Annotated in this window: 29 protein-coding genes; 28 read left to right on the forward strand and 1 reads right to left on the reverse strand. The window is 30.0% G+C overall.

Annotated elements, in window-relative coordinates:
- Nucleotides 1–27: 27 nt before the first annotated feature.
- The 18 genes from T483_RS30165 (at nucleotide 28) to T483_RS0115900 (ending at nucleotide 18,137) form a co-directional block, all read left to right on the forward strand.
- On the forward strand, nucleotides 28–3,528 hold the full coding sequence (locus T483_RS30165; RefSeq protein ID WP_026887726.1) for a hypothetical protein: 3,501 nt from the start codon (nucleotides 28–30) through the stop codon (nucleotides 3,526–3,528).
- 13 nt (nucleotides 3,529–3,541) lie between these two features.
- Entirely contained in the window at nucleotides 3,542–3,892 is a 351-nt protein-coding gene (locus T483_RS0115820; RefSeq protein ID WP_026887727.1) for a DUF6711 family protein, read from the forward strand.
- 13 nt (nucleotides 3,893–3,905) lie between these two features.
- Complete coding sequence (locus T483_RS0115825; RefSeq protein WP_026887728.1) at nucleotides 3,906–4,160, forward strand: hypothetical protein; 255 nt, start codon at nucleotides 3,906–3,908, stop codon at nucleotides 4,158–4,160.
- Nucleotides 4,161–4,219: 59 nt separating this feature from the next.
- The gene (locus tag T483_RS0115830; protein WP_026887729.1) at nucleotides 4,220–4,606 is read left to right on the forward strand and encodes a hypothetical protein; all 387 of its coding nucleotides are present in this window, start codon (nucleotides 4,220–4,222) and stop codon (nucleotides 4,604–4,606) included.
- A 34-nt stretch (nucleotides 4,607–4,640) separates the two neighbouring features.
- Nucleotides 4,641–9,452 (forward strand): beta strand repeat-containing protein, encoded by a 4,812-nt coding sequence (locus T483_RS0115835; RefSeq protein ID WP_026887730.1) that lies wholly within the window; start codon nucleotides 4,641–4,643, stop codon nucleotides 9,450–9,452.
- 12 nt (nucleotides 9,453–9,464) lie between these two features.
- Nucleotides 9,465–9,698 (forward strand): hypothetical protein, encoded by a 234-nt coding sequence (locus T483_RS0115840; protein ID WP_026887731.1) that lies wholly within the window; start codon nucleotides 9,465–9,467, stop codon nucleotides 9,696–9,698.
- Nucleotides 9,699–9,776: 78 nt separating this feature from the next.
- Complete coding sequence (locus tag T483_RS0115845) at nucleotides 9,777–10,025, forward strand: hemolysin XhlA family protein (protein WP_026887732.1); 249 nt, start codon at nucleotides 9,777–9,779, stop codon at nucleotides 10,023–10,025.
- 17 nt (nucleotides 10,026–10,042) lie between these two features.
- A complete protein-coding gene (locus T483_RS29280) occupies nucleotides 10,043–10,480 on the forward strand; it encodes a hypothetical protein (protein WP_035790247.1) in 438 nt (145 codons plus the stop codon).
- A gap of 54 nt (nucleotides 10,481–10,534) precedes the next feature.
- Nucleotides 10,535–11,320: a GH25 family lysozyme gene (locus tag T483_RS0115855; protein ID WP_026887733.1), complete on the forward strand. Its 786-nt coding sequence runs from the start codon at nucleotides 10,535–10,537 to the stop codon at nucleotides 11,318–11,320.
- A 205-nt stretch (nucleotides 11,321–11,525) separates the two neighbouring features.
- Nucleotides 11,526–12,764 (forward strand): hypothetical protein, encoded by a 1,239-nt coding sequence (locus T483_RS0115860; RefSeq protein ID WP_035790249.1) that lies wholly within the window; start codon nucleotides 11,526–11,528, stop codon nucleotides 12,762–12,764.
- Nucleotides 12,730–13,812, forward strand: coding sequence for a hypothetical protein (locus tag T483_RS0115865; RefSeq protein WP_026887735.1), 1,083 nt, complete (start codon nucleotides 12,730–12,732; stop codon nucleotides 13,810–13,812). The genes T483_RS0115860 and T483_RS0115865 overlap by 35 nt, the downstream gene beginning before the upstream one ends.
- Before the next feature lie 153 nt (nucleotides 13,813–13,965).
- Entirely contained in the window at nucleotides 13,966–14,349 is a 384-nt protein-coding gene (locus tag T483_RS0115870) for a hypothetical protein (RefSeq protein WP_026887736.1), read from the forward strand.
- A 237-nt stretch (nucleotides 14,350–14,586) separates the two neighbouring features.
- Nucleotides 14,587–15,615, forward strand: coding sequence for a PocR ligand-binding domain-containing protein (locus tag T483_RS0115875; protein ID WP_026887737.1), 1,029 nt, complete (start codon nucleotides 14,587–14,589; stop codon nucleotides 15,613–15,615).
- A 76-nt stretch (nucleotides 15,616–15,691) separates the two neighbouring features.
- A complete protein-coding gene (locus T483_RS31675; protein ID WP_196244887.1) occupies nucleotides 15,692–15,841 on the forward strand; it encodes a hypothetical protein in 150 nt (49 codons plus the stop codon).
- 298 nt (nucleotides 15,842–16,139) lie between these two features.
- On the forward strand, nucleotides 16,140–16,487 hold the full coding sequence (locus T483_RS0115885; protein WP_026887738.1) for a hypothetical protein: 348 nt from the start codon (nucleotides 16,140–16,142) through the stop codon (nucleotides 16,485–16,487).
- Nucleotides 16,488–16,644: 157 nt separating this feature from the next.
- Nucleotides 16,645–16,893 (forward strand): hypothetical protein, encoded by a 249-nt coding sequence (locus tag T483_RS29285; protein WP_035790252.1) that lies wholly within the window; start codon nucleotides 16,645–16,647, stop codon nucleotides 16,891–16,893.
- 84 nt (nucleotides 16,894–16,977) lie between these two features.
- Nucleotides 16,978–17,244, forward strand: a complete 267-nt coding sequence (locus T483_RS0115895) for a hypothetical protein (protein WP_026887739.1) — start codon at nucleotides 16,978–16,980, stop codon at nucleotides 17,242–17,244.
- 260 nt (nucleotides 17,245–17,504) lie between these two features.
- Nucleotides 17,505–18,137 (forward strand): hypothetical protein, encoded by a 633-nt coding sequence (locus tag T483_RS0115900; protein WP_051560412.1) that lies wholly within the window; start codon nucleotides 17,505–17,507, stop codon nucleotides 18,135–18,137.
- Between the two features lie 11 nt (nucleotides 18,138–18,148).
- On the opposite strand, the gene T483_RS31095 is transcribed toward T483_RS0115900, so the two are convergent.
- Nucleotides 18,149–18,307: a hypothetical protein gene (locus tag T483_RS31095; protein WP_155268499.1), complete on the reverse strand. Its 159-nt coding sequence runs from the start codon at nucleotides 18,305–18,307 to the stop codon at nucleotides 18,149–18,151.
- Between the two features lie 73 nt (nucleotides 18,308–18,380).
- Here T483_RS31095 and T483_RS0115910 point away from each other — a divergent pair, with 73 nt between their 5' ends.
- The 10 genes from T483_RS0115910 (at nucleotide 18,381) to lexA (ending at nucleotide 23,360) form a co-directional block, all read left to right on the forward strand.
- Complete coding sequence (locus T483_RS0115910; RefSeq protein WP_026887741.1) at nucleotides 18,381–18,584, forward strand: helix-turn-helix transcriptional regulator; 204 nt, start codon at nucleotides 18,381–18,383, stop codon at nucleotides 18,582–18,584.
- A 135-nt stretch (nucleotides 18,585–18,719) separates the two neighbouring features.
- On the forward strand, nucleotides 18,720–18,887 hold the full coding sequence (locus T483_RS31100) for a hypothetical protein (protein ID WP_155268500.1): 168 nt from the start codon (nucleotides 18,720–18,722) through the stop codon (nucleotides 18,885–18,887).
- Nucleotides 18,888–18,896: 9 nt separating this feature from the next.
- A complete protein-coding gene (locus tag T483_RS0115920; RefSeq protein ID WP_026887742.1) occupies nucleotides 18,897–19,322 on the forward strand; it encodes a hypothetical protein in 426 nt (141 codons plus the stop codon).
- Nucleotides 19,319–19,537, forward strand: a complete 219-nt coding sequence (locus tag T483_RS0115925; RefSeq protein WP_026887743.1) for a hypothetical protein — start codon at nucleotides 19,319–19,321, stop codon at nucleotides 19,535–19,537. The genes T483_RS0115920 and T483_RS0115925 overlap by 4 nt, the downstream gene beginning before the upstream one ends.
- Nucleotides 19,538–19,547: 10 nt before the next feature.
- Complete coding sequence (locus T483_RS31680) at nucleotides 19,548–19,715, forward strand: hypothetical protein (RefSeq protein ID WP_196244888.1); 168 nt, start codon at nucleotides 19,548–19,550, stop codon at nucleotides 19,713–19,715.
- Nucleotides 19,715–20,986 carry an FtsK/SpoIIIE domain-containing protein gene (locus tag T483_RS0115935; RefSeq protein ID WP_026887744.1) on the forward strand — a complete coding sequence of 424 codons (1,272 nt, stop codon included), beginning with the start codon at nucleotides 19,715–19,717 and terminating at the stop codon, nucleotides 20,984–20,986. Before T483_RS31680 ends, T483_RS0115935 begins: the two co-directional genes overlap by 1 nt.
- Entirely contained in the window at nucleotides 20,967–21,560 is a 594-nt protein-coding gene (locus T483_RS0115940; RefSeq protein ID WP_026887745.1) for a hypothetical protein, read from the forward strand. Before T483_RS0115935 ends, T483_RS0115940 begins: the two co-directional genes overlap by 20 nt.
- Nucleotides 21,561–21,761: 201 nt before the next feature.
- Nucleotides 21,762–22,190 carry a hypothetical protein gene (locus T483_RS0115945; RefSeq protein WP_026887746.1) on the forward strand — a complete coding sequence of 143 codons (429 nt, stop codon included), beginning with the start codon at nucleotides 21,762–21,764 and terminating at the stop codon, nucleotides 22,188–22,190.
- Nucleotides 22,191–22,291: 101 nt separating this feature from the next.
- A complete protein-coding gene (locus tag T483_RS0115950; RefSeq protein WP_026887747.1) occupies nucleotides 22,292–22,618 on the forward strand; it encodes a hypothetical protein in 327 nt (108 codons plus the stop codon).
- Nucleotides 22,619–22,754: 136 nt separating this feature from the next.
- Nucleotides 22,755–23,360, forward strand: a complete 606-nt coding sequence (gene lexA / locus T483_RS0115955) for a transcriptional repressor LexA (RefSeq protein ID WP_026887748.1) — start codon at nucleotides 22,755–22,757, stop codon at nucleotides 23,358–23,360.
- Nucleotides 23,361–23,571: the final 211 nt, after the last annotated feature.

Consider the following 23,571-nt stretch of genomic DNA (forward strand, 5'->3'; position numbering starts at 1 on the left):
ATTTTATTAGAAAGGAGGTAATTAGATATGGCTGAAAGTACAGGCTCGGGTGATAGTGTAGGTAAGATTAGTTTAGATCTAGAAGTTACAAGTGACTTAGCTAATCAAATTAGTAAAGTTAGTAATGCTATGGGGAAAAAGCTCAAAGATACCATGGATAATGCTACAAAAGGTATGTTTGATGGTATGAATGAAAGCATGAATAAGAATATGCAATCTATGAGTAGTTCCTTAAAAAGTGGTTTAGATAAGATGAAACAAAATATTAGAGGTACATTTACATCTGCATTAGATGTATTGAAGAATATTAAAATGCCATCTATAAGCTTTCCTAAGATAGATATAGCTAAGCCAAAGACAAGTAATGTAGCAAATCAAACAACAACACGTGGACCACCTAAGAGTAACATAGATACAACGGCTTTGATATCTCAAATTGAGAATACAGCTAATGCATTAGATATTGTTAATACTAAAATAGAACAGCAACAAGCGAGGCTTGCAGGACTGAAAGAGACATATGCAAATACTTTTAATGAAGCTAGGAAGAATGCATTGCAAGAAAAGATTCTAAGCACAGAAAGTGCTATAAATAGTCTAATCTCTAAATCCGATAAACTTGGATTTAAGCTTGCTGATTTAGATGCAAAACTTGCTAGTGCAGGCAAAGGAGCTGGAGAAGCAGCAAGTAAATTTAATCTGCTAGGTAAAGTTACTGGAGCTTTTGGAAGTCTAGCCAATGGTACTGCTAATATGTCTAAGAAATTAGGAGAATCTTTAAAAAGTCTAGGTTCCTCATGTAATAGTACAAATAAACACATGAACAATATGCATAGTGGTATGTCTAATATAGCAAAGCAATTCTTTACGTGGATGGTTATATTGCCAATTATAATGAAGGGCTTAGAAGGAATGACTGGTTTTCTTGGTAGTGCTTTTATGTCAAACCAACAGTTCGCTACCAGTTTAAATCAGATTAAGAGTAATTTATATACCGCATTTGCTCCAATATATAATGCGGTATTGCCAGCTTTAAATAGTTTAATGAGTTCTTTAGCAACAACAACAGCTTATATTGCAAGCTTTATAAATCAGCTTTTTGGCTCAACTTATGAAGCTGGTTTTAAGTCTGCCCAAAATTTACAGAATTCTATTGGTGCTTATGAACAACAAGAAAAAGCAGCTAAGAAAGCAGCAACAGCTCTTGGAAGTGCTGGAAGTGCAGCTAAAAAAGCTGGTAAAGATGCTAAATCTGGACTAATGGGTTTTGATGAAATAAATAAGCTTTCTGAAAAGACTCCTACTCCGGCAGGCAGTGGAGTTGTAGATCCAATAACGACAATGGCGAATATGGCACCTATAGAAGCAGCAACAGCAGAATGGGTTAAAAAGTTTAAAGATATAATGTCTAAAATTTTTGATCCTATGAAAGAAGCATGGGCAAATGAAGGTAAAGCGACTATGGATGCTCTTAAATACGCTTTAGGTAGTATTTGGGACTTAGCAAAGGATATAGGAAAGACTTTCTTAGATGTTTGGGACAATGGAACAGGTGTAAGAGTATGTACTGATATCTTAAAGCTATTACAAACTGTATTTAACATTATAGGAGATATAGCAACAACCTTTAAAACCGCTTGGGATAGTGGAGATTTAGGAAAACAAGTTGTGCAAGCTTTATTTGATGCATTTGATAAAATACTAGGACTCTTGACAACTATAAGGCAGGTATTCAGAGATGTATGGAATAGTGGTATAGGCGTAGAAATATGCACAAATATATTAGAAATATTAAAAAATATCTTTACTATAATAGGACAAGTTGCAGATTCATTTAATAAAGCATTTCAATCAGATTTAGGTAAGCAGTTAGTTACAGATATACTAGATCTATTAAATGGCTGTTTAAGAATTATACAGGACATTACAGGTTCTTTCTCTAAGGCTTGGGAATCTAACGGCGATACAGTAGTAAATGCTATCTTGCTTATATTAGATGACATAATTGGAACTATTAGTGATATAGCAAATAAATGGTCTAATGCTTGGGAAAGTAATGGAGCAGGCGACACTTTAATGGATAGCTTGTTATCTACATTAGGAAAAATATTAGGTGTTATAGGAGATGTAGGACAAGGCATTAGAGAAAGTCTTGGAAAGGCAGCAGATGATATTTTCCCAACAATTATTCAATTTGCAACTGATGTTTCTGATGGAATAGGAAATCTTGCAGATGGATTCAAAGCAATTTGGGACAATGGAGGGAAAACTCTATTTGATGGCATAGTACAATTAATTGAGCAAGTTGCAAAACTAGTAATGGTTCTGGCAGGAAATGCTTTTAAAGATTTTGCAGAATTGTTTAAAGAGCTATCTCCGGCTATTGGCTTGGTTTGTGATGCATTAGGAATAGTTATAGGATGGATTGCTGACTTTATTGGATGGTTAGCAGAAGGTGCAACTTCAAATGGTCAATTAAAAGATGCTTTAATTCAAGGCTGGGGAGAAATTAGTACAGCTGCAGGACAGAAATGGGATGAAATTAAAACTTCATTAGAACAAAAATGGGAAGAGATAAAAACAAGTGCTTCAACTAAATTTGGAGAAGTAAAGACTTATATAGATCAAAAGTGGGATGAAACTAAGAATGATGCAAGTACCAAATGGGAAACCATTAAAACTACGCTAGCTGAAAAGTGGCAATTGATTACAACTGCATCAAATAAAACTTGGGATGATATTAAAGACTATGTATCTAAAAAATGGGACGCAGTTAACAAAGATGCGTCTGACGATTGGGAAACCATTAAGACAACTCTTTCTAAGAAGTGGGACTCTATAACAAAAACATCAAGTGATACATGGGATGGTATTAAAAAATATATAAATGATAAATGGACACAGGTAAATACTGATGCACCTGGTTTATGGGACCAAATCAAAAATACGTTAACTGGAAAGTGGAATGAAATAGCAACAACATCTCAAGGAGTTTGGAATGGTATAGTTACTTTCTTAAATACAACATTTTCAGGAAGCTGGAGCAATGCATGGAATGGTTTAGCTAATATTGTGAATGATGCTTTTAAAGGGCTAGAGAACATGGTTAAAAAACCAATTAATGCAATAATCAAAATGGCTAATTATCTGATAGAAAAATTAAATTCAATCCATATTGACATTCCAGACAATAAAATTTTTGGTGATATGGCAGGAGATAGTTTTGGCATTCATATTCCGACGATAACGCCACTTGCTACAGGTGGTATAATTGATAGCCCAACGTTAAGCTTAGTAGGCGAAGCTGGGAAAGAAGCAGTTATACCATTGGAAAATAATACTGGTGGGCTTGATTTGTTAGCTAATAAATTACTAGAAAGAATGGGCGGAAGTAGCTCAGCAAAAGCTTCGCCTAACAGTAGTGGAGATGTAATCTTTATGTTTGACAGTGATGTTATTGGAAAGATTGCAATAGACCAGTTAAGAAAGGCACAAAGACAAGGGAAAATTACAGTAATACCAATTTAAAAGGAGTGGTAACATGCTTAAAGTTAATGGAGTAGAGATTACTGCTCCTAAAAGTTATCAACCATCTTTAAATGATATTGATGGTGAAACAAATAGAAATGCAAATGGAGAATTAATAAGAGATAGGATAGGAACTAAAAGGAAGCTAGAGATGGAGTGGGGACCATTAACCCAAAATGAAATTTCTACTTTATTAAATGCTGTAAAAAGTGAATTTTTTGAATGTGAATTTATAGATCCACTGGATGGAATTATAACAAAAACAATGTATGTAGGAGATAGAACGGCTCCTACATTTTATTTTGATAAGGATACACAAGAAATCTTATGGAAAAGTTTGAAAATGAATTTTATAGAGAAATAGGAGTGATTGAATTATGTTAAAAACAAATAAAAGTATAACAATAACAGGACAATCTATGGTGGGAGATAAGCAAGCATTATTTTTAAGTGCTAATATAAGTACAGATGGGAGTTCTACTGGAAATACTACTACTACAATCACAGATTTGGCAGCTTATACAGCGAACAAAACAGAGTGCAGGAAAGACATAACAGATTTTCAAGCAGAAGTTTATGCAGCGCAAGATGAATTAACCACAACTACTGCAGATAATGCAGCAACAGCTTAGTTTAAGGCACTCTTTAAGGGTGCTTTTCTTATATTTAAATTTGGAAGGATTGATTATATATGAAAATGACAAATAGAGAATTACAAGGAAAAGTACAAGTGTTAAGTATGTTATCTAATAAGCAGTTACCAGTAAAGGTTAGTTACGCTATAGCTAAGAATATTAATTCTATTAATAAGGAATTAAAGATTTGTGAAGATGAAAAGATGAAGTTGATTAAAGACTACGCTATTAAAGATGAACATGGTGATCCAAAGGTAAAAGATAACAAGTTTATATTTCCAAGTGATGAAAAAGAAAATGAATGCAATAAGAAATATAATGAATTGCTTGATATAGAAGTGGATATTCAATTAAGAGGAATTAATACAGATGAGTTACTTAATTCCAATGTAAATTTTACTCCAGGAGAGCTTATGGAATTAGACTTTATGATATTGGAATAACTTGAATTAAATCTTAAGGGAAAGGAGGTTTAATGTGTATAACGTATCTGATAGTTATAAAACGTTTATTAAAAAACCTTCAAGAAGTTTTGAATGTAGAATTACATTAGGAAATAGAGCGTTTAATAATAGCGATATTATACAAATAGTGCCTACAGTTGTGCAACCTAGTGATCGCTTTTCTATAGGGAATACTGTTAGCCAATCTATAGATATAACTCTAAAAAATGATGGAGAAGCCTATGCGAGTGTAGGAGAAATAGATGTTGAAATTGGACTTAAGATAAATAATTCTATAGAGTATATTCCATTTGGTACCTTTAATATTGATGATGTTAGCAAAACAGATTATACAGTTAAGTTAACTTGCTATGATAATATGGTTAAGTTTGAAACTGGTTATTTCAGCAAGTTAGGGAATAATCCAACACTACAAGAAGTTGTAAATGAATTGGCTAGTATTACAGGCGTAGAATTTACTGGAACAGTACAAAATTATATAGTAACCAAATTAGAAGGTTATACCTGTAGAGAGGTTTTAGCTTATGTAGCAAGTGTATGTGGTGGTAATGCATATATAACAAGAGATAATAAATTTACAATAATATATCCACATGAAGTTGATTGTACTATAACAGCAGATAATTATTTTTCTACTGGTTACAAGTTAGAAGATCAAACTTATAAAATTGGAATGATTACATGCCAAAACAAAAGTAATAGTAATAATGATAGTTCTGAAAGTGATGATTATGATAGTGTAAATGATAAAAATACAATAAGTGTAGGTTCTTTATCTAGTGATACTATGGAACTCACTTTTGAAAATCCATGGGTAACAGAATCTATTCTTAATGATATCTATAATAAGCTTAAAAACTTTAGTTATCTTGGTTATACCTTAAAGTGGCAAGGTGATTTGTCTTTAGATCCATTGGATATTATTACTCTAGTAGATAAAAATAATGTAACAAGGAAAGCTCTTGTATTTGCTAATAAGTTAACTTATAATGGCGGACTTAGTGCAGAAACAAGTGCAAAAGGAGAAACTAAAAACTCAAATTCTTTTAGTGCTAGTGGTTCTGCTAATAAGAATATAGAAAGATTATCCGTTAAGCTTTTAATAGCAGAAAAGGCAATTATAAATAAAGCTAGTATAGCTGATTTGCAAGCTAATTCAGCTAGGATAGATAAACTAGATGCTAATGTAGCAACAATAAATACAGCTCTTATTGATTATGCTAATATTTCTAATGCAACAATAGCTGATTTGGTTGCAACTAAGGCAACGGTGTCGGACTTGACTGCAAGTGTAGCAAATATAGACAGTGCATTAATAAATAAGGCTAATGTTGGAGATTTAACTACAACTAATGCAACTGTAGCTAATTTAAATTCGGATCTAGCAAATGTTAAGACATTGATAAATGGAAATCTTACAAGTGCTAATATTCAATCTTTAGTCTTAACCAGTAGTAAGGTTACAGTGGACAATGGTTTTATTAAAAATGCTATGATAGAGAGCTTAGATGCTACTAAAATAAACACTGGAAGTTTAAACACTAGTAAAATAAGTGTAACAAGTTCTGATGGAAGTTTACTTATTGCAGGAGCTACACAACAGTTTAAAGATAAAAATGGTAAAGTTAGAATTCAAATGGGGCAGGATGCACAGGGAAATTTTAATTTTATTCTGGTTGCAGGTGATGGAACTACAACTCTTATAGATGGAACTGGTGTAAAAGCAAATGCTATAGCAGACAAGCTTATTAAGACTAATATGGTTGCAGATAGTGCCATAGGAGAGCAGCAAATAAATTATAGTAGTTTTGTAACCGGATTTAATAAAGCTACAAATACAAGCTATATAAATGCAAGTAAGGTAGCAATAGATTTAACAGGACAGACCTTAGACGTTTCTTTTAATAATATTAATACTAAAGTAGATGGAGTAAAAACAACAACAGATACTAACACAACATCTATAAGCGCTATTCAAGGTCAAATAAGCACATTAATAAGTAACACAACAATTACTACTAATGGAACTACGACACAGCTTAAAGATGCCTATAATAGCACAGTTAACACTATTAATAGTATGCAAACCACTATAGGACAGCATGCAAGTGAAATAGATAGTAATACAAAGAATATTACATCAGTTACTAGTAAAGAAGCAGCTTTAGAAGTAACTGTAAATAATATTAGTGCAAGTTTATCAAGCACACAGTCTACAGTATCAAATCAAGCTACTCAAATAACTACAGCGAATAATAATATTTCTACTCTAAATACTAATGTTAGTAATGTTACAAATAGAGTTTCTTCATTGGAAATTACAGCAACTGGACTTACTACAAGAGTAGGGAATACAGAAACAGCTATTTCTAGTTTAAGTATTGGTGGAAGGAATTTATTAAGAAATTTCAATAGTGGATTATGGACAATAAGTTCATTAGCAACAGTAAACAGTAATTCAAAAATAACTCTAATATCTAGTACCAATTATGGAGGAGATACACTAGGAATTACAATGAGTATATCGCCTAGCACTTTATATACATTTAGATGTGTTGCCAATGGATGGATGTCATTAAGGGAAATTGATGCTAACGGAAATCAATTAACAAGAACAGATAGCCTTGGTACAAGTGGTTTATTTAACACAGGTTATATATTTAAAACAACAAGTACAACAGCAAAACTTGCAATTTGGTATGGTAGCAATTCTTTAGGTTCAGGTACTTATACTTTTGAAAAATTAAAACTTGAAATAGGTAATAAACCTACAGATTATACACCAGCACCAGAAGATGTAGATAGCTCTATTTCAGCAGTGAAAGATTATGCAACACAAACTATTAATAGTAATGTGAGTGCCATTAATCAAACTACAGATTCTATTAAAGCAAGTGTTCAAAGTTTGCAGAGCAGCGTATCTACAATAAACACTACTTTAGGGAATAAGGCAGATAGTAGTACAGTGACAAGCGTTACTAATAGAGTATCTACATTAGAAACAGGAGTAAACGGAATCAATGCAAGTATAACAACTTTAAATAGTAATGTATCTAGTGTTACTACAACAGCAAATGCAGCTAAGAGTGCTATAGATAATTTACAAGTTGGTGGTAGAAATTTAATAATTAGCAGTAAAACAAAAATGGGTTACTTTATTTATAATAGCGGCACAGCAACAGTTAACTTTGTTGCAGATAGCACAACAGCAAGTGGTTATAGATACGATATAACAATAACGGCTTTAGACTCAAATGGTTATTTTAATTGTTATTTCGGACCATCATATTCAGCACTTTTTACTAGAGGGAATGAAAAACAATATACTATCAGTTTCAAAGTAAAATCTACGGTATCAAGAACATGGCCAATGCGATGTGAAGCAAATAATGTATCTAAAAACGTAAGTGTAACAACTAGTTATCAAACAGTTAGCATGACAGGAAATAGTACATTAAACTATCAAGCACTATATATTTTTAATAACACTAATGTTGTTAAAGTAGGAGACGTTATTTCATTTTGTGATATAAAATTTGAAGAAGGAAACCAAGCCACTTCATGGACTCCAGCACCTGAAGATACAGATTCTCAAATTACAACCATAAATAGTTCAGTATCTAGCTTACAAAGTTCTATTTCATTACTACAAAATCAAATAGCTTTAAAGGTAGAACAAAGTAATATAGATAGTGCAGTAAGTACACTTAATGGTAAAATAACAGCACAAAATACTACTATAAGTAGCTTACAATCTCAAATTAGTTTACAAGCAGGACAGATAAGTTCTAAGGTAAGCCAGACGGATGTGAATAACTCTATTAGCGATTTAATTTCACAAATTTCTAAGAAAAATTATATAACTAATCCTTTATTGTTAAACGATACTACAGGATGGAGCGCTGGAGGAAATCAAAGCATACAGCGTGTCACAGCCATAACATATGCAAATGGCATTAATAGTTTAGGAATATTTGCAACTGGTGCTGGAAGTGGTTCGAGTGGCATAGTAAATACAAGCGTAAATGTAGTCAGTGGAAATAAATACACTATTTCATTTTATGCTATCTCATCAACTAACGGTATGGTGTTGCATAGCGAACTTTGGGGAAGTAATGGTGCAGCTAACTTCACTCTGTCAAATAGTGCATGGACAAAATGCGTAGCTACATTCACAGCGTCAACTACAGGAATTTTGTATTTTTGGTTAAATAGTTCTGGTGATGCTTATTTAACAGAATTAAGATTGGAAGATGGAACAACAGCTACAACTTATGGGAATGCCATAGGAACAATAATAACACAATCTCCAACCGAAGTAATGACAGCATTTAATAATATATCTATCTATTTTCAAGTTTCTCCAGAGGGAGCAAAGTTTGGTGATTTATCAACAGGTGCTTATACTAAAATGAGCCAAAAGGGATTGGAGCATGTAGATAGTTATGGTGCTATGCCTTACCACTACTACAGTTATATGGGCAAAGCTATAATAGAGATGAATGGAACAACACAAAAAGATATGACTTTTAATTTTCCACAAGAAGTTATTGACAGGTTAGAGGGAACTATACCATACGGGCTTGCGAGTGTATCATTTTATTCAATAGGATTTGACCAATCAACGGGATGTATTGGATGTGCGATTACAAATATAACCGCAACTACAATTACATTAAGAGCATATTTGTCTAGTGAAAAATTAGTGGCGATTTCAACCCCTACTAACCCAGGGTCAGAGTATGAAACAATTAGTACACAGATTTACGCAGTTACAGGAAGTCACACTGGTTCAGTATGCATAAGTTACTTAATAATTGGTTAGGAGGTATTTTAAATGAATGAAAAAATGACTATATTTTATAGAAAATCAACAGGGGATTTAACAGATATGGCGGTAGGTGAACAAGATATGAATGCCTATGGAGATCTTAAAGCTGACTATGAATTAATATACGATTTTGTAGTAGTTGATTATGATGAATATGTAATGATAAATAAAAATTTATTCTATATTTTAGATGGAAAAGTAAAATTGAAAGATGTAGATGCGCTTAAAAAATATATGTAATCAAGAACTTAAAAGGTTCTTTTTTTATTGTTAATTTTAAAATGTATATACGATAATTTGAATTAAGGAAGGTGACACATGAATGATGAATTATGCTTAGAAAAGCACAAAAGACTAGAGGAAAAGCTAGAAACACACGAAAAGAGACTTAATGCACACAGTGAAAAACTAGATAGTCTAGAGCAGGATAATGCTAGCTTCAAAGCTGAATTAAGAAGCTTATGTGATAACTTAAAAGCACTTACAAGTGTGATGAAGTGGTTTATAGGAATCTGGGTAACAACGTTACTTGGGTTCTTTATTTATTCAATCGAAAAATTAATTTAGAAAAGGTGGAATGTAAAATGATAAAAACTATTTTAAAACTATTAATAGAAGTATTAGGAAAGAAAGCGATTAAGGCAGGGTTAGAAGAAACATTATTAAAAAATCAAAATTACATTACAGCAGCCAAACAAATTTGGAATGTGGTTGAAGAAAACTTTAGGATCACTAAGACTATTGAAGAAAAAATTGCAAGTAAAGCAGATGAATTCGATAAAATGTTACTTGCCAAATTTCCAGAATTAACTCAGAACGATATATCTGAATTACGACAGGCAGTTGCCGGAGAAGTAAATAAAGATAAAGAAGCTGTTTTAAGTGAAGCTGATGCATTAAAGCAATTACAGGATGCTAATGATAGTTTAAAAGCTGAATTGGCAACATTAACAGATCAATTGAGCAAAGTTCAAGCTTTAGTTGTAAAACCAGCAGATACACAGCAAACAGTACAAGCATAATTCTGGAGTAGCCTTTATAGGTTGCTCTTATTTTTTATGGAAAGGATGATATATATGAAAGGTATAGACGTAAGTAATCATAATGGAAGCATAAACTTTGGACAAGTGAAAGATTCGGGAATAGAAGCTGTTTACATTAAAGCTACAGAAGGTACAACATTTACTGATAGTTATTTAGATACCAACTATTCAAATGCACACTACGTAGGACTAAAAACAGGATTTTATCATTTCTTAGTTGGAACTAGTGAGCCAGAAACTCAGGCTAATAGTTTTTATAATGCTATAAAGGATAAGGCTAGTGATTTTATTCCAATGCTAGATGTAGAAACTAATTTTGATGGGCTAATGGATTATATATTACGATTCATCGCTAAATTTAAAGAGTTATCTAATATGCAGATAGGTATTTATACTTATACTAGCTTTATGGCTAACTTAGATAATAGAATTGCGGATTATCCATTATGGGAAGCAAATTATAATAATACTCCATGGCAATTAGATTCTAATTTCTTTAATAATAGAGTAGGGCACCAATATTATGAAACAGGATCTGTATCTGGTGTGAATACAGATTGCGATATGAATGAGTTTAATGAAGGAATACTAAATAAGACTACTGGATATGTAAGAACTACTTATCTTCCAAACGGATATAGAGGGGATGGAAGTTTTGCTGGGGTGGATATGGAATATGTGCAAGAATATTTTAAAGATATTCGTATCTATGCTAATTCAAATGAAAAGGGCATATGGGTTGAAACGCAAAACTTGCCTATGAGTAAATGTTTAGAATTAAAAGATGCACTAGGAAGTTGGTTTTGTGATATAAAGTGATTTTTTGGGACATGGGAGTAATCCTGTCCATTTATTTTTATGTGGAAAGCTTGTCTTAAATGTAGTATTATGTAAATACAACCAATAAAAAGAACCCACATATGAGACGGTAATCTCGTGGGCCCTTTGCTATAATATAAGGTCAATTAACATACTTCTATTATAGCATTAATTAAAAAATAAGACTATAATTTGGAGGATAAAAATGATTAAAGATATACCTTTTTGTTTTAAAGATAGAAATGAAGAATATTTGACACTAGGTAAGTTGCAAGAATTTTGTAAAGAAAATAAATTAAAAACAAGTTTAGATAAAGTTGAATTAGTAAATTCAATAATTGAATTTGCCAAAGTTAGTGAAGATAATTCAATAAGAGTATGTGAATGGGTGGATCCTACTTTAAAAGAAGGAATAAAAAAAATAATTATTTTTAAATTAAATAATACTAGAAGATTGATGAATAAAACAGAAGAAGAATGGATAGAAATTATTAATGAGAAATTTCAAGTATATGAATCAATTCCTATTTTGAATTATGAGCATAAGAATAAGATTTCTTTATGTGGATACAAATTTGTCCTTAATGAAGATAAAGTATCTAAGGTGGAATTGAAATATACAATTTTATTAAAAGAGCAAAAAAAGAAAGACCAATTACCAATGAGTGTTATTTATCCTATTTTTATTGATGTATACATAGATGAAGGATACATTGTTGGTAGGAGTAAATCTAAAAGTTCTATATTCAAGTTTCAAATTATAGAAGTAGAAGACAAAAAGAAAGATGACATTACAGAATCTATGAATTGTGATAAATTGATTGGAGAAGCAGTAAATTTAACAATAGAGAAAATAGGTGTCTCAAAAGAAGATGTACCAACTGGATTACATATATTTAAAGGAATTATACACAAAATTGTTGATGAAACAACTGCTACGCCAAAGGAAATTCAAGAAAAGCTAGACGAAGAAAAAGAATGTAGACAAAACTTTATAAAGAAGTTTTTAGAAAGGCAAAAAATCAGCCTTTTAAGCGGAGATAATTATAAAAATGCCGTAGAAGATTTAACAGTATTAATGGAGAAATATATGTCCATTAATTATAATGATAAGCATATTTTCACCAAGGATAGATATGGCTATCCAATTCAAATATCGGCCACTGATGAAGATTCAAGTTCTGTTGAAGAAACATCTCTTGAAGATAAGCCTTTGCAATGCACACCTATCTTTTTTGATAATAAAAAGATAATACAAAAACAAAAGAAATGTGATAATGTAATAATGGTTTTTAAACGAGCACCAAAAACTTATTTTACAAATAAAACATTTCAAGCTATTATAGAAGTAAAGAGAGGTTCGATGCATATTGAATTAAGAAAATATGTGTTAGAGGAGGATATAGAAAATGTACTATCCAGAATTATTAGAGGTCATAGATAAAACAGGAGCTAAAGAGGCAATAGAAAAAATAGACAAGTATTTTGCATTTTTACCTAACAGATCAGAGAATATAATTACAATTTCTAATTTAGCTAATAGGCTAGAATTAGATTATTCTATTATAGGAGTTATTCTTAAATATCTTTATGAGCTAGGAATTGTGGATAAAGTTTATATTGCAATTTGTCCAGAATGTGGTAGGGAAATTTTAATATCCAATCAAAAAGAACTAATTAGTAAAGTAAAGGAATTAGATTATTGCATAAAGTGCAGAAATGAGATATTTATAAAGAGCGAAGATATTGTTGTTGGATATAAAGTGATAAAACAACCTGAGATAGGTAGTGTAGATATTGCGATAGAAACATCAAAATTATTTGGGAGCGAGAGCCATAATTTTAATGACGAAGATATATTGGAAAAAATGTTTGAAAATCATAAAGAGAACCCTAATGATTTTTTTTATGATCCCTCTGAGGTAGAAATTGAAAAATTGAAAAAGGCGTTTGAAAGCTTAGATTCGGATTATGGAGATTCAACAACAGAACAAGGAAAGGCCTTAGAGGGTTTAATGTGTGATTTGTTTAATATTTGTGATGGTATGCATGCAACGACAGATATAAGAACTCCTACTAATCAAATAGATTGTACTATTAGAAATGATTACTTCATACCACTTACAGTATATAGGGAGTTAGGATCTATTTTTAAAATTGAGTGTAAGAATGAACCAGCCAAGAAACCTGATAATACTTATTATCATAAGCTGCACAGTATAATAAGTGGGAATAAAAACGATAAGGAACAGGCAATTGGAATTATAGCATCAAGATTAGAACCGACTGGTACATGTAAAACATTAGCACGGGAATTTTTTCTTAATGATAGAATTATAATTATTAATATTTGTGATAAGGACTTAAAAAGAATTATATTTGAAAAAGCTAATTTATTAGAACTTTTGCAAGAAAAAATACAGACTATAAAGAATAATATATCTACAGATCCAGATAAACATAAGTTATATAGGAAAAAAAGCAGTAGCTAGGAGCAATCCAACTACTGCTTATTTATTTTAAGAAAATACAATAATATTATTACTAGGTTAACGTTATATAATAAGTTTTGTTACATTATTGACTAAAAATGTATAAAGATATACAATTGTTCTATATTTTGTACATATTAGGGGGAAAACTGAATGAGGTATAGCATATACAAAAATTCACATGGAGGTATTGGATTAGTAGGCATAGAATTATTTATAACTTTAATCCTTTTATACATGATTTCTGGAATGCTTAAAATAACTATTCATCCAGCTATAAGACTAATTTTATCAATAATTACTGTAATAATTATATTTGAGATTTTTGTTTCTAGTAAAATTGGTTGTATGATTATTAGCATATTTTATACTGGAATATGGACGTTAATAGCGTACGCAATTACTTATAACATTACTGGTGGTGATAAAATTTGGATAGCAGTAATTGGTGTATTAGTATTTTTAATAAGCTATGGTTTACATTTAAGTTGCTGGTATGATTCCGGAGACGACTATACAATAACAAGTATGGATTGATAATTTAAAGTAATATGATATAATGTTTATTGCTAAATTGCATATACTCTGTTGTAAAGGTAGATTAGGTATAAATACTTAGTCTACCTTTATTTTTTTATTTGTTAAGCTAGTATTAAGGAAACTATGCCAAAACAAGGAATGAATACCTTTATTTTTCAGCGTAAGATAATTACAGGTAATAAATAATATTACGATATATATTATATGAAAACAATTTTTACGGAGGAGAAATTTATGGAAAAACATAATGTTGAATTAAGTGAGTTAGAATTAAAAGATATCATTGATTTAAATTTTATTCAAAAGTTTCAAGATGATTTTGCTAAAAGTATGAATATCGCAAGTGTTACGGTGGATAAGAATGGAGTTCCTTTTACAAAACCAAGCAGTTACACTAATATCTGCTCTAATCTTACTCAATCTACGGAACTTGGAAAAAACCGATGTGCTCAGTGTCATGCTAGTGCTGGAGAGGAGGCATTCAGGACCGGAAAACCTTATATTTATAAGTGCCATTCAGGACTTATTGATTTTGCAGCACCAATAATAGTTCAAGGAACTCTTATTGGAACAATTCTTGGTGGACAAATTCTTTTTGAGACTCCTAAAGAAATAGAATTTAAAAATACTGCCAATGAACTTGGACTAGAAGAAGATAAATATTATAGTGCCGCTAAAGAAGTGAAAATAGTTGACGAACAGAATATTAGATCAGCAGCAGAAGTTTTATTTTCAGTTGCTAATACATTATCAAATGAAGGATATCAGCGTTTGAAGATTAAGGAATTAACAACAACCCTTGCAGATAGCTTTGAACAAATATCCTCCGCAACTCAACAACTTGCTGCATCATCAATGGAAGTTGTTGAAAATCAAAATTTATTAAATAGTGAAATAGTAAATGTAAGAGAACTTTCTAATGAAATAAATACTATTTTAGGATATATAAAAAATATAACTAATCAAACCAAAATGCTTGGACTTAACGCTTCGATTGAGGCGGCAAGAGTGGGGGATTTGGGAAAAGGATTTTCTGTTGTTGCAAAAGAAATAAGAAATCTAGCGGAAAGTTCTAAAGAAACATCAAAAGAGATTGCTAAATTAGTGGGAAGAATACAGGAATCAATAGAGAGAACTATACAAGTATCAAATACTACATTAGATATAACTGAACAACAATCAGCCGCAATAGAAGAAACAAATGCTAGTGTTGAGGAAGTTACAAGTTTTACTATGGAATTAAACAAATTTGCTAATTCTTAATGAATTTATAACATAATTAATTTAGTTTTATATATTATAATATTCCACAACAGTATTAAGGTGGTGATTTTGTTTTATGAAGGATGTAACTATAGATACAATCAAAGATACGATAAGAGATCTTCCAGAAGAGGAACGAGAAGTGATATTATATTTAGCAGAAATATTTAAAGGTGAAGAAAATACTATTAATGAGTATGTTAAGAATGAATTAATTGATAGATAATATGGAATTTTTTATATTAGTATGGTAAAATAATAAAAATCTATTGTGAAAACAAAAAGTACATACAAGAAATGCAGCCACTGAGTTGGCTGTATTTTAATTTGTATCATAGTATAAAAGATGTTAATTAATATAGATTATTCTATACTGGTATGTTACTATAATTGTGTCCACTATATTATTAGAAAACACCAGTAAGGGTAGATTAGGTAGAAATACTTAGTCTACCTTTTATTTTTTGCCCTAAATCATGAAATATAGTATAGTAAATTTAATAACTTGGAGAGTAGGGATAAAAATGATGCATTTAAGATGCAATAATTGCAATAGCATAATAACTGATAAAATGGACAGCTATCACCATGGTGGCATAGGAGAATTTTTTTGTTCTCATGATTGTATTGTAGAATATTGTATAAGAGAAAGGGAGATTCAAAAAGTTGATATTAAAAACGTTAGACAAGTATGTGATATAGCATTGTTTAAAGATGGAGAATTATATCAATCTAATATAGAGGATGATTTTTGCTATAATTGTGAGAATGGCACATATAGATTTTTAAAAATGATTAAGGAAAATGATTTAGATTTTGAAATATATAAATGTAATAATTGTGGAGATTTACTAAAAATAAAATGTGATTAAATTTTGATTTAATATAAAGCTAGAATTAATTTTGTAGTTTTATTTTTATATTATATTGCTAATACACGTTTGTTGAAAAGTAAAGAAATAAAAACACGTGTATTGACAAAGCGAAACAGGTGCATTATATTTGTATTATAAGGTAGGAGGTGATTTTATGGAGCTAAAAGATATAAAAACAATACAAGAGGTAGCAGATGAATATAATATTTCTCGTCAAACACTTCATGGTAGGCTAAAAAATTTACAAGAAGGAATAGAATACAGGAAGCTAGGAGAGAGGCAACCAATATTATTATCACCTGAAGGTGTAAAAAAAATAGTTAAATCCTCAACAGAAGATTATGAAAGTATGAGCAAAGAAGAGCTAATCAATATTATTAAAAAAGGAAATAAAAGAAAATAATAAAAGGCAGCAGCCGAAGCTACCACCGATTCTCGCAAAATTAGTATAGCATAGGTTGCTCCTTAAATTCAAGGAGTGAATAAATTGAATATAGAAGAATTAAAAGAAGGAACATTCTATTATCACAAATGTGGGTTACTGGTTAAGGGCGAAGTTAATTTAGTGTTAGAAATGAGTAAAGATACTTTAAATGTTAATTTCGTTGGTGGTTGTGTAGACGTTTATATGGATAAGATTAAAGCAATTAAAAGACCAGATAATATAATTGCTAATTTCGAATGGTGTTATAAGCTTAAAAATGAATATGATGAGTGTATTGGGTACATCGGAAATATTAAAGAAATAATATAAGTAAAAAGAGATAGCAGGGAGAATGAGGAATTGCTATCTCTTTTTGTGTGTTTAGATTTTTAAATTTGAGCAACTATATTATTTGCAAAACATTAAAAAATATACATTAAAGCTAATACATAACAACATTAAAATTACTACTAGATCTATTCTAATATAACTTTCTTTCATGATATATCTTATAATTTAATTATTATATTTGACAAAGATACCAAATAATATACAATTATGGTATGAAGATGTATGAGGGGGATTTAATAATGAAGAAAAAACTTATAGCTAGCGTATTAGCATTGTTTACAATAATTAGTTTAGTTGGGTGTGGAAGTACTCAAACAACCGCAAATGCAGATGCTAAAGAACCTACTAAACAAGAAGATTCTAATCCAAATGAGAAGACAGTAGATGGTATTAAATTTACATTAGAAAGTGCAACTAAAGAACCAGTAAAAGGAGATAGAACAAAAGATAATGTAGCGCAATATAACGGAGAGTATTTTGCTATTGGATCCAAAATTGTAAAGGCAGCAGATTATGAAAATGTAGTTGTTAACTTAAAAATTGAAAATACTACAGATAAGGCAATTACTCTTTCGAAATATGGTTGGTCAGCAAAAATGAAAGACGGATATAAGTTAAAAGACCATACTCCATCAGATGATCTTAAAGGACAAGTTGCATCCAATAATTACGTGGAGGGACAGGTCAAAGTTTTGGTTGAGAAAAAATTGAATGTTAAAGAATTTAATTTGAGTTATAACTTAATAGATTATACTAATTTTGAAAAAGCTATGGGAGATGCAATCTCTGGCACTAAAGAAGATGAACTTAATAAGAAATATCCAGAGCTCTTAAAAGAAAATTATATAACTTTTAATATTCAGGTTAACTAATAGATTAAAAGCTAGGAATTTAATCCTAGCTTTTTTGTTGAGTAAATTAGTATTCTATCTATCAATATACCATATAAAACTAAAGGCTCTACATGTCCAGTAAAAGTTAAAATAGCAATTACAATAGCCAGTACAATATAGAAATGAGATTTAGTTGAAATAAAGTCCATAATATACCTCACGATTCATAATAATATTTTAATTATTTCCAATACATGGTAAAATATACATTGAGGTGGTGTTATGGGGGTAAAAAACAAATTAAAAGAAATCAGGATGAAAGAATACATGATGAACCAAACTGAGTTTGCTGGATTTTTAGGGATAAAACGTAGCACATATAATTCATTAGAGTTAGGGAAGGTTCAAGGCAATATAGAAACGTTATTAATAATAGCTAAAGCACTTAATCGAAAGGTAGATGACATTTGGTACCTTGAAGATTAGGTGCCTTTTTTATTGCCAAAAATACTAATGTTAGTAATAAAGAAATAAATAAAATATTTTTGCTAAATATTTGGCAACTTTTATAAAAAGTCAGCATATATTTTAACTAAAGATTAATTAAAAAGGAGTCAAGAAATGGATAAGCCTTTAATAATACCACTAAGTTTCAAAACTACATCATCAAAAGAAGTGGAGTTATATAAACGCCTATATGAGTTAGAGGATAGAGGCACTGAGATAAAGCAAACCTTAGGAGAAATATATTATCCAGAAAGATATAAAAGAAAAATTAAAGAGATATAGGGGGGAATTATGTTTAATAATCTACAAGAATTAAATAATTTATCATGCGAAATTATAGAAAATTTTAATAGATTCGGTATTTATGATTATTATGGAATAATGCTACCTGACAAGTATTACAGTAGCTTAGATGGGTGGTTAAAACCTAAAAATCCGTATGATTATATATGTTATAACGAAGTTATTTGGAATGATAAGTTTAACATGATACTTGAAGCTGATACACATACAATGTTTCGTTATGATCCAGATTCTATATATGAGATATATGGAGATCATCAAAAGAAAGAAGCTAAAGAATTTATAAGATGCTATGCATTACTTCGAAGGATATTTAGGCGTTATAATCTCGAATGGAATTTTATAAATCGAGGTTTTGGGCTTACCTTTAGAGACAAGAAACATTACCTTGATTTTCAGGAGATTAATATATGAATGTTATTTTAAACAATGGCGATATTATAATGGTTAGAAATTTCACTTACTGTTATTTAGTTCAAAAGAAAACTATTAAACAAATAACATGGAAATCGTTCTTAAAATTAAGTGGATATAAAATGATAGATTTAAAAAGTGAATTCTGGAGTATGAGTGCGCGTAATTTTGTTGTAAATGGACATTATCAACTAGAAATTAATTTTATTATTTAGGAGGAATCTGATGTTTAATTTAGATATTCAATTATTCAACATTATATACAGCAATTGCAGACACTTGGGTGGAGCTTTCGGATATGGAGCGTTTGAGGGATTTGTCTTATATAGTTCTGTTATTGTACTAGCAATAGTTAAAGTTACAGATAACAATGTTAAGAAGGTGAATAAGTAATGTTTGTAGAGCTAGGATTAGCGGTTGGAACAGTTTCTTTATATAACTATCTTAATTCTGCAGCAGAAAGAAAATTTAAAAATAATTTCAATGAAGTAATGCTGAAATCTGGAATTAAGAATAAAGCTGAAGAAACCTATAGGATATATAAAATAGACTCTAAAGGTTATGGATATGTGTGCTATTTAAATAATGTGAAAGGTTTAAGCGTAGAGCATTTAGAAAGTAAGTTAAATATTTTAGAATGCAATTTAAATTCAATAGTTCAAATAGAAAAAGATAGATTTAAAAATTATATAAAAATGTATGTGGTTAATAAAAATATCAATAGATTTGATTTTGAGCCTGTAGAATGTAAAAATAACCTATTATATATAGGAAAAGATTTTAAAGGACAATCTTACTTTTTGGATTTAAACAAAGATCCTCATGTGCTTATAGGCGGAACAACTGGAACTGGAAAAACATTTTTATTAGCAAGCATATTGACTAATTTGATTTACAGTTCTAGCAAATATATAGATTTATATTTATTGCAGATATGCAAGTCGGAAATAAGTGCTTTTGAAAATTGTGATTGTGTGAAATACAGCGCCTATAGTGAAGAAATGTGCAAGGTAGCACTATTGAAGCTTATTAAAGAAATGGATAGGCGTAGTGAACAATTTAAAAAGTTTGGTATTAGAAATATAACTCAGTGGAACAAACATAAAAAAGGAAAGTATATGAAAAGAATATTTGTTACTATTGAAGAATTATCTTTCTTTATGGAAACTGACCTTTGGGAATATATTATGAAAATAGCAAAGGCAGGAAGAAGTGTAGGGATTCATTTAATTACTTGTATTCAGAGAAGCACAGCAACAAATTTACCACCAGATTTAAAGAGCCAAATGACCAGAATAACTTTTCGTCAAAAATCATCTATAGATTCTATTAATATAATTAATACTACTGATGCTTGTAAGTTAAAAGAAAGGGAATGTATAGTTGATGGAAATAGTGATTATCAGCTTGTTAAGACACCATATCTTGATGAAGATTATGTAATTTTGCATAAGTATGTTGAACAGATAAAGATACCTAATGAAGATGAAACACAAGAGATATTAAATGTTAAAAAGATTAATAATAAAATTTACAGCATAGAACAGCCAAAAGTTATTGATATTGAAGAAACTGAAATAGTGGAAGAAAAACCAAAGAGGAATAAACCACGTAAAGGAGTAATTTCGCTGGAGGATTTCAAAAATGTTAACTCAAAGAGATAGAGATATATTATCATGGATACAAGATTATCAGTCAATAACTCTTTCACAATGCACGTATCTATTTTTTGATGGAAATTACGAAGGTTGTAGGCGCAGAATGAAACAACTTGAAGATATGGAATTATTAAAAAGTATTCCAAATACATTACTCAAAAGCAAAGTATATTTTCAAGAAAAACTAATATCTGATCACAATCTGTTTGTGTATGAATTTTTTAAAGTCATTAAGAAAAATGGTGGGGATATAATTAAATTTCAACTTCAACCACAATACATGAATAAAAAAATAAGACCTGATGCTTTTGTAATATTTAGCTATCAAGGTAATGTATATTTTGTACTTTTAGAAGTAGATTTGACTCATTATACTTCAAATTCAAAAATGAAAAAGTATGAAGCACTTTATAAAACAGGAGAACTTCAGACACAATGTTGCAAAACTTTTCCAATAATAGTTATTGCTCGTCCAACGGAAGGAATTAGGTATAACTCACACAACTTTAATGCAGTTTATTTAGACCTGTATTATTCTAATATTATTAATCTATTATTACAAAATCCTACTATTTTATAATTCTCTTATTTTATTGCGCTTTAAAAATAAAGCTATTACTTATATGTATTGGATAGGTTGTTTTTTTTATACTACAATCTATCCAACACTAAATACAACATCATTTCCTACATATTACTCCTGATAAATTTTACACTTAACCAACCGATAAAATTTATACAAAACAGTAATATGAATATATTAGACGAAAGGATGATGATTATGTATTTAATAATCTCATTACTAGCATTACCAGTATTAATAAAATTATTCACAAATTTAAGTTTAAGAAAGCTTAGCCTATTACCTAGAACAGTTATAACAGCAGAAATGGTGATAGAGGATATGAACAGACATAAGATAAGACCATTAAAGGTAGAAATGAAATATAATTATACTCAAAAACTATTTCATGACAATCTTAGGGACAAAGAACTTAGCAGAGAAAGGATATTAGCTATAAGATACTACTTAGAAAAGAGTGTAAAGCAGTATGAACATAAGAAGTTTAAAAATGATGCGCATGCTATTTACACAATGCTTAAAGCTAAAGATATTACTGTTAGAAACTTAGATATAGTACAATCTTTAATTTCCACAGGACCTAAACCAATAGATCCTAATTGGATTAATATTGCTGCTATTAAATAACCAGTTTAAAGACCAAGATATTTAATTATCCTGGTCTTTTTATTAATACAGAAATAGTATAAAATTACTATAAAGAAATTAAGAAACGTAGGAGGAGTATTATGCTAGAAATAATGAAAGCAAAAGAAAAAGTTGTTTCAGAAATATTTAGCGATACAGAGAAAAAACTAGAGAAGATTATATCAGAAGAATTTAAAGATTTTGAAGTTGTAAAGGTGACTAGCAGAGCATTTCATGATGAGCTAGAACTGCAAAAGGATGGGAAAAAAATAAAATTTCATTTAGCATCAACAAGATATGAGCGTAAAGATAGAAACGAAAAGAACAAAGGTTTATATTTCAGACGATTAAATGGCAGTACTTTAGAGTTTGATAAAAAAAAATTTAAAGAAATCCAGGAAAGATTGCAAGCATTATATGAAAGATAAAGATTAATTCATCTAATAGAGGCCATGAGGTCTCTTTTGTTATTTACAAAAGAAGTAAAAAGTAGTAATATATAAGCAAACACACATTCGTACAAACGTACATTCGCACAATGATTGACAAAAGGGGATGAATAATATGGAAGAGGGAATAAGTAAACAAAGAGAGGTATATGAATTTTTAAAAGAATATGTTGAAAGTAAAGGGTATCCACCATCAGTTAGGGAAATTTGTAAAGCTGTTTCATTAGCATCAACATCAACTGTTCATGGTCATTTACAAAGATTAGAGAAAAAAGGATTAATAAAAAGAGATCCGTCTAAGCCAAGGGCTTTAGAAATATTAGAAAATTCACCACATAAAAGAGAAATGATTAATATCCCGATAATAAATAAGGTAGTAGATGGAGTGCCGATACTATCTAGGGAAAATATTGAAGATACGTTTCCACTACCGCTAGACTTTATAAAACATGATAGGGAGTTATTTATGGTTAGAGTTTTAGATGATAGTATGATTAATGCAGGAATTAGAGAATTGGATTTGGCGATAATAGAAAAAGATGACAAAGCAAAAAATGGAGATATAGTGGCAGTTGCAATTTATGGCTATATTAATATAAAGAGATATTTTATAGAAAAAGATCATATAAGACTTCAACCTGAAAATGATGCTATGGAGCCATTATTAACAAATGAGTGTAATATAATAGGCAAACTTGTAGGAATTTTTAGATCTTTCTAATTTAATATATAAATTTAAAAGACTAGGATAACTAAATATCCTGGTCTTCCTCACTATCAGGAATACAGATATAAAAGACAACTACTATAAGGATCCAGAAGTATGTAATTTTATAAATAAAATGTTACTGATATATAAAGAATTTTTTAAAGGCTAAGCGAAAGTTTTAGATTTATTTTTTTACTGGTATTTATGATGGTTAGGTTGTGCA

The organism is Clostridium beijerinckii HUN142 (assembly GCF_000621745.1).
GTDB lineage: Bacteria > Bacillota > Clostridia > Clostridiales > Clostridiaceae > Clostridium > Clostridium beijerinckii_A.

What these genes read in the sequence shown, in the direction of transcription:
- T483_RS30165 (WP_026887726.1), top strand. Translation starts at nt 28, where the DNA reads ATGGCTGAAAGTACAGGCTCGGGTGATAGTGTAGGTAAGATTAGTTTA.
- T483_RS0115820 (WP_026887727.1), top strand. Translation starts at nt 3,542, where the DNA reads ATGCTTAAAGTTAATGGAGTAGAGATTACTGCTCCTAAAAGTTATCAA.
- T483_RS0115825 (WP_026887728.1), top strand. Translation starts at nt 3,906, where the DNA reads ATGTTAAAAACAAATAAAAGTATAACAATAACAGGACAATCTATGGTG.
- T483_RS0115830 (WP_026887729.1), top strand. Translation starts at nt 4,220, where the DNA reads ATGAAAATGACAAATAGAGAATTACAAGGAAAAGTACAAGTGTTAAGT.
- T483_RS0115840 (WP_026887731.1), top strand. Translation starts at nt 9,465, where the DNA reads ATGAATGAAAAAATGACTATATTTTATAGAAAATCAACAGGGGATTTA.
- T483_RS0115845 (WP_026887732.1), top strand. Translation starts at nt 9,777, where the DNA reads ATGAATGATGAATTATGCTTAGAAAAGCACAAAAGACTAGAGGAAAAG.
- T483_RS29280 (WP_035790247.1), top strand. Translation starts at nt 10,043, where the DNA reads ATGATAAAAACTATTTTAAAACTATTAATAGAAGTATTAGGAAAGAAA.
- T483_RS0115855 (WP_026887733.1), top strand. Translation starts at nt 10,535, where the DNA reads ATGAAAGGTATAGACGTAAGTAATCATAATGGAAGCATAAACTTTGGA.
- T483_RS0115860 (WP_035790249.1), top strand. Translation starts at nt 11,526, where the DNA reads ATGATTAAAGATATACCTTTTTGTTTTAAAGATAGAAATGAAGAATAT.
- T483_RS0115865 (WP_026887735.1), top strand. Translation starts at nt 12,730, where the DNA reads ATGTACTATCCAGAATTATTAGAGGTCATAGATAAAACAGGAGCTAAA.
- T483_RS0115870 (WP_026887736.1), top strand. Translation starts at nt 13,966, where the DNA reads ATGAGGTATAGCATATACAAAAATTCACATGGAGGTATTGGATTAGTA.
- T483_RS0115875 (WP_026887737.1), top strand. Translation starts at nt 14,587, where the DNA reads ATGGAAAAACATAATGTTGAATTAAGTGAGTTAGAATTAAAAGATATC.
- T483_RS31675 (WP_196244887.1), top strand. Translation starts at nt 15,692, where the DNA reads ATGAAGGATGTAACTATAGATACAATCAAAGATACGATAAGAGATCTT.
- T483_RS0115885 (WP_026887738.1), top strand. Translation starts at nt 16,140, where the DNA reads ATGATGCATTTAAGATGCAATAATTGCAATAGCATAATAACTGATAAA.
- T483_RS29285 (WP_035790252.1), top strand. Translation starts at nt 16,645, where the DNA reads ATGGAGCTAAAAGATATAAAAACAATACAAGAGGTAGCAGATGAATAT.
- T483_RS0115900 (WP_051560412.1), top strand. Translation starts at nt 17,505, where the DNA reads ATGAAGAAAAAACTTATAGCTAGCGTATTAGCATTGTTTACAATAATT.
- T483_RS31095 (WP_155268499.1), bottom strand. Translation starts at nt 18,307, where the DNA reads ATGGACTTTATTTCAACTAAATCTCATTTCTATATTGTACTGGCTATT.
- T483_RS0115910 (WP_026887741.1), top strand. Translation starts at nt 18,381, where the DNA reads ATGGGGGTAAAAAACAAATTAAAAGAAATCAGGATGAAAGAATACATG.
- T483_RS31100 (WP_155268500.1), top strand. Translation starts at nt 18,720, where the DNA reads ATGGATAAGCCTTTAATAATACCACTAAGTTTCAAAACTACATCATCA.
- T483_RS0115920 (WP_026887742.1), top strand. Translation starts at nt 18,897, where the DNA reads ATGTTTAATAATCTACAAGAATTAAATAATTTATCATGCGAAATTATA.
- T483_RS0115925 (WP_026887743.1), top strand. Translation starts at nt 19,319, where the DNA reads ATGAATGTTATTTTAAACAATGGCGATATTATAATGGTTAGAAATTTC.
- T483_RS31680 (WP_196244888.1), top strand. Translation starts at nt 19,548, where the DNA reads ATGTTTAATTTAGATATTCAATTATTCAACATTATATACAGCAATTGC.
- T483_RS0115935 (WP_026887744.1), top strand. Translation starts at nt 19,715, where the DNA reads ATGTTTGTAGAGCTAGGATTAGCGGTTGGAACAGTTTCTTTATATAAC.
- T483_RS0115940 (WP_026887745.1), top strand. Translation starts at nt 20,967, where the DNA reads ATGTTAACTCAAAGAGATAGAGATATATTATCATGGATACAAGATTAT.
- T483_RS0115945 (WP_026887746.1), top strand. Translation starts at nt 21,762, where the DNA reads ATGTATTTAATAATCTCATTACTAGCATTACCAGTATTAATAAAATTA.
- T483_RS0115950 (WP_026887747.1), top strand. Translation starts at nt 22,292, where the DNA reads ATGCTAGAAATAATGAAAGCAAAAGAAAAAGTTGTTTCAGAAATATTT.
- lexA (WP_026887748.1), top strand. Translation starts at nt 22,755, where the DNA reads ATGGAAGAGGGAATAAGTAAACAAAGAGAGGTATATGAATTTTTAAAA.